General features: G+C 60.2%; 1 pseudogene. It reads left to right on the top strand.

The features are described 5' to 3' along the window. Window positions 1-821 (top strand): annotated as a pseudogene (locus tag NW860_RS10830) (glycosyl transferase); the annotation flags it as partial.

Below are 821 nucleotides of genomic sequence, written 5' to 3' on the forward strand. Positions count from 1 at the left end.
GCTGATCGAGCCTATCGATCTGGTGCCGGTGCGCTTTTTGCCCTGTGGCTGGCTCAACCCGCAAACCGTTGTCGTGGCCACTGAAGAGCCGGGCTACCCCGGCGTTTGGCAGGCTGTGAAACGCCTGTGCCCGGAAGCAGAAAAACTCTGGGAGATCCCGGCCACTGAAAAGCAGATCCTGACAGTTATCCTCGAACGCAAGCTTTCTGCCGAACTGCTGGGCAGTCGTCTCACTCTGGAGCAGTGGCAGCAGGCTTTGGACATCCGCCGCCGCACTGGATCCAACCTGGGGCAGGTGCTGACCCGGCTGAGCTACCTCTCCACCCCCGAGTATCTCAGCATCCTAGCCCATTTGCTGGGCTATCCTTCCGTCTCGGAGCTGATGGGGACAGGGCTGCTCCACCGCGACGAGAGCCTGAGCCGGCAGTTTGATCCCGAGGTGATGATGCGCCACCTCTTCTACCCCTTGAGCTGGACGGATGAGAACACCCTCACCGTGATGGTCAATGACCCCCTGGACTGGGAGGTGGATGAGATCCTCTACGCTTGGCGGCCAGGCTTGCGTATTGAAAAAGTTCTGGGCACCGAGCAGGATATCACGCAACTGCTCAGCCAAGACCAGGGATCCCGCTTCAGCCAAGAGGCGGTGTACAAGCTGATGGCCCGCCTGCCGGAGGAATCGGCCTCGCGGGTGTTTACCCCCTCCCAGATTGCGGTGGGCTATGGCCTGCTGCTGCTGTTGCTGTGGGGGTTGGCCACTGCTCCCTGGACGACTCTGACCATTTTGGTGCTGCTGATCAATCTTTTTTACGTCGCTTCGA

The organism is Synechococcus sp. F70.1 (genome assembly GCF_047502745.1).
Lineage (GTDB): Bacteria > Cyanobacteriota > Cyanobacteriia > Thermostichales > Thermostichaceae > Thermostichus.